Annotated in this window: 6 protein-coding genes; 3 read left to right on the top strand and 3 right to left on the bottom strand. The window is 36.8% G+C overall.

Annotated features, from left to right (window positions below; all coding sequences use genetic code 11):
• The coding region (locus V7266_RS26970) for a cation:proton antiporter regulatory subunit (RefSeq protein ID WP_335472299.1) at positions 1 to 297 on the top strand (297 nt) is incomplete at its 5' end.
• A 72-nt stretch (positions 298 to 369) separates the two neighbouring features.
• Here V7266_RS26970 and V7266_RS26965 read toward each other — a convergent pair.
• Together V7266_RS26965 and V7266_RS26960 are read right to left on the bottom strand one after the other, a co-directional pair.
• Entirely contained in the window at positions 370 to 1,890 is a 1,521-nt protein-coding gene (locus V7266_RS26965; protein WP_335472298.1) for an ABC transporter permease/substrate-binding protein, read from the bottom strand.
• Complete coding sequence (locus V7266_RS26960; protein ID WP_335472297.1) at positions 1,890 to 3,020, bottom strand: ABC transporter ATP-binding protein; 1,131 nt, start codon at positions 3,018 to 3,020, stop codon at positions 1,890 to 1,892. Before V7266_RS26960 ends, V7266_RS26965 begins: the two co-directional genes overlap by 1 nt.
• A 210-nt stretch (positions 3,021 to 3,230) precedes the next feature.
• Between V7266_RS26960 and V7266_RS26955 the strand changes: the two genes are divergently transcribed.
• The gene (locus V7266_RS26955) at positions 3,231 to 3,887 is read left to right on the top strand and encodes a M50 family metallopeptidase (RefSeq protein ID WP_335472296.1); all 657 of its coding nucleotides are present in this window, start codon (positions 3,231 to 3,233) and stop codon (positions 3,885 to 3,887) included.
• Between the two features lie 53 nt (positions 3,888 to 3,940).
• On the opposite strand, the gene V7266_RS26950 is transcribed toward V7266_RS26955, so the two are convergent.
• On the bottom strand, positions 3,941 to 4,066 hold the full coding sequence (locus tag V7266_RS26950; protein ID WP_335472295.1) for a hypothetical protein: 126 nt from the start codon (positions 4,064 to 4,066) through the stop codon (positions 3,941 to 3,943).
• A 143-nt stretch (positions 4,067 to 4,209) separates the two neighbouring features.
• Here V7266_RS26950 and V7266_RS26945 point away from each other — a divergent pair, with 143 nt between their 5' ends.
• The gene (locus V7266_RS26945) at positions 4,210 to 4,689 is read left to right on the top strand and encodes a nitroreductase family protein (RefSeq protein ID WP_420491505.1); all 480 of its coding nucleotides are present in this window, start codon (positions 4,210 to 4,212) and stop codon (positions 4,687 to 4,689) included.
• Positions 4,690 to 4,805 lie beyond the last annotated feature (116 nt).

Here is a 4,805-nt window from a genome sequence, read left to right as displayed (position 1 = left end):
GATGATGAACTTTTTGATACGTTAAGAAAAATTATGGATTATTCTGGTAAATTGCGGCATACAAATCCATTGGCTCCTATTGAGGTAGAAGTTTTTTCAGGGTGCATTCATATCGGAAAAACAATTTCAGAAACGAAATTTTGGCAAAATACAGGTGGGACAGTTATAGGAATGAAGCGCAAGGGGGAGTTAATCATCTCACCTGGACCGTATGCACTAATTCTTGAAGGGGATGTCCTGCTAGTCATTGGGGACGATGAGACATATGACAGGGTCGTTCATTTTTTAGAAGACTAATTGGATCACATAATGACTTAAGCTATATAATAAAAAAGAAGCCGGTCAAGATGACCGGCTTCTATTATTAATTTAATAATCCCTCTTTTTNNGTTTAAGACTGTCAACTTTGTAGTTAAGTTCCCGCATTTTTTCATCTGTTAGTTTTCCGGATAAGCTATTGAGTACTTTTTTCAATTCGGGATGCTCTTTTAGAGTTTCCTCTTTTATAATAGGCACCGCATAATACGGTGGGAAAAACTGCTGGTCATCTTTTAATACCTTTAAATCAAACGCTTGAAGTAAACCATCGGTGGAAAAGGCATCAATAACATCGCTTTTATGATTTTTTAAGGCAGTGTAGCGTAATCCGCCATCGATTGCTTTAACATCCTTAAATGCCATATTATAGGTTTTTGAAAGTCCGATTAACCCATCTTCACGGTTTGGAAATTCAATGGTAGGACCCATAGTTAAGTTTCCACTTACCTTAGCTAAGTCTGAGATAGTATTTAGACCATACTCTTTTGCCGTATCTTGTCGGACGGCTAACGCATAAGTGTTATTAAATCCAAGCGGCTTTAATAGTTCAATTCCATATTTTTGCTTAAATTCTTTCTCCACATAATTATAGACTTTATCTGGATTACTTTCCGGAGGCTGATTTAAAATATTTACCAAACCTGTGCCCGTATATTCTACATACATGTCAATATCTCCAGAATTTAATGCACCGAATGCGACCTGTGATCCACCTAGATTTAATTTTCGTTCTACCTGTATATCTGTCTTAGCTTCTATCACATCTGCCAGCATATTACCTAATATTAATTGCTCACTAAAGTTCTTGGATCCAATAACAATTTTATCCTCGGCCTGTGCAGTAGAATATGCTTTAAATCCAACAGCTGCAACTAGTAGAATAGCGGCAAAGGCAATTAATGACCTTTTTGCTGTCTTTGCTTTTTTTGATGTTGATTTTTGCTTGCTTGTGTAAGAGAGAGATGATTCTAGTTTACCAACTGCGAAATCAATGAGCAGAGCGAGAATACAAGCTGGAATTGCTCCGGCCAAAATCATGTGATTATCGACAGTTTGAACCCCTGAGAATACCAGGTAACCAAGTCCACCTGCTCCAACGAAAGCCGCAATCGTCATTAAACCGACTGCTGTTACCGCTGAAATTCTGATACCCGCCATAATCATTGGGAAGGCCAGTGGCAACTGTACCTTTTTCATAGTTTGACTCTTGGTCAGACCAATACCTTTGGCGGCTTCCAGAATGTCTCCATCAATATTTGTTAAACCTGTATAAGTGTTCTTTATGATTGGAAGTAAGGAATACAGGACAACCATTACAATGGCAGGCGTACTGCCAATTCCGATAAACGGAATGAGAAAACCCAGTAAAGCTAAACTTGGCACAGCCTGAATTACGTTTGTGGTCCCAATGATTGGTTTTGAGAGTTTTGGTTCATTCGAAATTAATATACCTAAAGGGATTCCAATAATTATAGCTATTAAAACGGACACAATACTTAAATATAAATGCTCACCTAGTAAGCTAAGGATTTGATTGTAGTTACTTGTTAGATAATTCCAAAATCCATTCATTAAAATGCCACCTCCAAATCAATTAACTGACTGCTTAACGCTGATAAAATACTACTTCTTGTGATTAAACCTGTTAATTGGCTGGTACTGTTCACAACAGGCAGATATCCAATTTTGTGTTCGTTCATAGTTGCTAACACTGAGATTAAATTGGAATCCTGTGAAACAGACAGGACATTTTGCTCCATAACCGTCTCAATAGATAAATTTCGATTGAGTAATTGGATGCTTTTTAATGTCACCAGACCTTTTAGAACATTATGTTTGTCGGTTACCATTAAACTATCCACTTTATGATCCTTCATAATCTCAATGGCCTGCAAAACAGTACGCATCCCGGTAATCTTAACAGGATTTTGGATCATGATATCCTCGGCCATTAATAATTCAGGATTATTCCAAACTCTTCTTTTTCCTATAAAGTCTTCAACGAATTGATTTGCTGGATTTTTAAGTATATTTTCCGGTGTATCATATTGAAGAATATTTCCACCCTTTAAAATACAAATCTTATCCGCTATTTTTATTGCTTCATCCATATCATGGGTTACGAAGATAATCGTTTTGTTTAATTCTTTCTGCATTTGGAACAATTCGTCCTGTAGGGAGCTTCTAGTTACAGGGTCCAGTGCACTGAATGGTTCATCCATGAGAATGATATCTGAGTTAGTTGAGAAGGCTCTTGCGACCCCAATTCTTTGCTGCTGCCCGCCGCTTAGTTCTTTTGGATAACGGTGTAAATATTCCTTTGGCTCGAGTCCAACCAATTCCAGCAATTCATGGGTCTTCTTTTCAATGGAAGCAGGGTCTTCGCCTTTTAACTTCGGTATTAATTCTAAATTCTCTTTGATAGACATATGTGGAAATAGACCGGTGTTTTGAATAACGTAGCCAATGTTACGGCGGAGTTCAATGGGATTCATTGTGGTAATATCAGTTCCATTTACAAAAATCTGCCCGGATGTTGGGTGGATTAATTTATTAATCATTTTTAATAATGTGGTTTTTCCACAGCCACTTGGACCAATAAAGACAACCAACTGACCTGCGTCAATTTTTAATGAAAATGGGTTGATTATAGTTTTCGTACGATATTTCTTAACAATGTTCTTGAATTCTATCAATTTCATTCCCCCTTAAATTTATTAGTTTAATATAGTAACAACTTGATTGTAACATATAAGTTGTTGGTTGTCGACCCCATATGAAACTAATGAAAATTTACCCCATTAGACTAAAATTGAAACCCAGTTTTTTTTTTTGAGATTATTTGCCATAGTTTTAATGGAAAATGTAAAATAAAGATATGAAAAAAGTTAATATAAAAGAGGAGAATTAACTTGAGCTTTGTCCGTGACAAATTCAGTGCGAAGTTTTTCCTTTTTCTTGCGATTGCCTTTATTTTGATTCATGTACCGATTATAGGAAACTATGTAAAAATAATTAATACACTTATCCATGAAACGGGTCATGCGATCATTGCTCTATTTGGGGGAAAGGTGGAAACCATTTCATTATTTATGAACTCTGAAGGGGCAACGATTAGCGATCAATCAACTTGGATGGGCAGTTTTTTGACAAGTCTTGCAGGCTATACCTTCGCATCCTTCATGGCCTTTTTGTCTTTTTGGCTGTTAAGGAGAAAAAAAGAAATACTTCTGATTGATATTTTGCTAGCGTTTATTTTTTTTAATCTGATATTTTGGCTCTGCTCTTTTGCATTTGCCTTCCTTTTTTTACTGATTAAAGGGAGTAAGGGTGTTAGGGACCACATATTATTGTTAATAGCAGCCATTCTATTAGTGGATTCTGTACAAAGTGCATATGAAATTTTATTCCTTAGCGTTTTACAGCCACAAGCTGCGGGGGACGCAGCTAATCTTGCCCGGTTAACTGGGTTTCTTCCTGCTGTGTTTTGGGGATTGTTCTTTTTCCTTCAAGCACTTTGGTTTTGTTTTTATGGGTTCAAACGAGGTTATTACAAGGTAGGTTTTTAATCGAAGGCGGACCTAGCTCTATATGAGTAAGTCCACCCAATTGGAGAGTTCTATTACTTTTGTAAATCTTTTTTAGTGATTTCGCTGCGTAAATTAGTTTCTTTGGAGAATTCAGTATCTTGTTTTTTGTTGTTAGGATATTTATTCATTCGCTCGCGATTATTATTACGGTTGGTCATTAAAATTCCTCCTTTCCATACTTATGATGCTTATTTTGCATCTGGAGCGGTTTTTAATGTAGTTTTTATTTGCTGAACTAAGTTAGAGGAAAAGAGCATATCTTATTAAAACATTAAAAGTCCGGAATGGAGTGATGGTCAAGATGATAGATGTGATCAGAACACGTAGAAATATTAAAAAGTTTAAACCTGATGAAGTGAAAGAGGAACACCTTATGACGTGGCTTCAGGCTGCCTCGATGGCCCCTAATCATCGTATGACAGAACCGTGGGAAATCCTTTTTCTTGGGAAGGAAACAAGAGAAAAAATAAACCATAAAACAAACTTTGGTAATGCTCCAATGGTAATGGCGGTTTTGTCTAGGAATGGATTGACACAAATAGAAAAGATTGAAAATGCATTAGCGACAGCATGCTTTATCCAAAATTTTAACTTAGCTGCCTGGGCTGACGGTGCAGGGACATTTTGGTCATCTATTGGGGCTTCAGAGAGAAATAGGGGAATTTTAAGTGTTCCAGATGGATATGAAGTCATCGGTGTATTAGGAGTTGGATATCCGGAAATAATTCCAGAGCCAAAACCTCGGAAGCCGATTGCAGAAAAGATTAAAAGATTACCGTAAAGTAAAATCCAGCCAATGTTTTCGAGTGGCTGGATTTTTTACATTTAGGCTGTGTTAAAGGTTATTGTTGATTTTGAAACGATGTTGATAGGAGCGGATAAGCTCGACTCCTGCGG

Source organism: Neobacillus drentensis (assembly GCF_036965645.1).
Taxonomy (GTDB): Bacteria; Bacillota; Bacilli; order Bacillales; family Cytobacillaceae; genus Neobacillus; species Neobacillus drentensis_D.
Note: the sequence above shows the minus strand (reverse complement) of the source record. Positions and strands in the feature narration are given on the sequence as shown.

Excerpts from the sequence above, each read along its gene's own strand:
- V7266_RS26960 (WP_335472297.1), bottom strand. The coding sequence starts at position 3,020 with ATGAAATTGATAGAATTCAAGAACATTGTTAAGAAATATCGTACGAAA.
- V7266_RS26950 (WP_335472295.1), bottom strand. The coding sequence starts at position 4,066 with ATGACCAACCGTAATAATAATCGCGAGCGAATGAATAAATATCCTAAC.
- V7266_RS26945 (WP_420491505.1), top strand. The coding sequence starts at position 4,210 with ATGATAGATGTGATCAGAACACGTAGAAATATTAAAAAGTTTAAACCT.